The following is a 948-nucleotide window of genomic DNA, read 5'->3' on the forward strand; positions in this document are numbered from 1 at the left end:
TAGGGCGTGTCTCGTAACTTTCGGGTGATCGTCGTCTGAGACTTGGGGTGTGTCGCGTACTCAAGTTCTCTCGGACGTTGCGTGGGCTCGGATCGAGCCGTTGATGCCGAAGGCGTCGCCGAAGGGTGGGCGGCCCTTCAGTGATCACCGGCCGATCGTGGAGGGCATCATCTGGCGCTTCCGGACCGGCTCGCCATGGAGGGATGTGCCAGCTGAGTTCGGTCCCTGGCAGACGGTGTGGCGTCGTCACAGCGAGTTGAGCAAGGACGGCACCTGGGACAGGATCCATGCCGAACTGCTCGCCGACGCGGACGCTGCGGGCGAGTTGGTGTGGGATGTGAGCGTGGACTCCACGGTGAACCGTGCGCATCAGCACGCGACGAACCTCCCTCGCGACACAGGGGGGCTGAATCGAATTACAGGAATCCACGCGAAGAGCCGCCCGATCATGCGATCGGCCGGTCACGGGGCGGATTGTCGACGAAGATCCATCACCTCGTCGATGGCAAGGGCGGTCCGCTGGTCGTGCTCGTCGGCCCCGGGCAGGCCGGTGACGCACCGATGTTCCCGATCCTGATGAGCCACCTCCGCGTCGCCCGCCGCGGGCCCGGCAGACCCCGCACCAGACCCGACCGCGTCCGCGGCGACAAGGCCTACTCGTCTCGCGCTATCCGGCAGCACCTGCGCGATCGCGACATCGTCTCGGTCATCCCCGAGCCCTCCGACCAGCAAGGGCACCGCAAGCGACGCGGCTCCCGCGGCGGCCGACCCGTGACCTACGACCGCCACGACTACAAGGGCCGCAACGTCGTCGAACGCGGTTTCAACGAAGACAAGCAATGGCGGGGCCTGGCCACCCGCTACGACAAACTCGCCCGCAACTACCGCGGCGGAGCAGTCCTGAGAGCCATCACCATCTGGCTCAAACGGTTATGAGACACGCCCTAG

Annotated in this window: 1 protein-coding gene; it reads left to right on the forward strand. The window is 66.2% G+C overall.

The genetic code is table 11. The annotated features are described in order from the left end of the window. Positions 1-49: 49 nt before the first annotated feature. A protein-coding gene (locus MR1_RS19585) for an IS5 family transposase (RefSeq protein WP_157518419.1) occupies positions 50-936 on the forward strand; the annotation gives its coding sequence in 2 pieces (ribosomal slippage) (positions 50-400 and positions 403-936; 885 coding nt in all). Positions 937-948 lie beyond the last annotated feature (12 nt).

Origin of the sequence: Microbacterium resistens NBRC 103078 (assembly GCF_001552355.1) — a bacterium.
Classification (GTDB): Bacteria; Actinomycetota; Actinomycetes; order Actinomycetales; family Microbacteriaceae; genus Microbacterium; species Microbacterium resistens.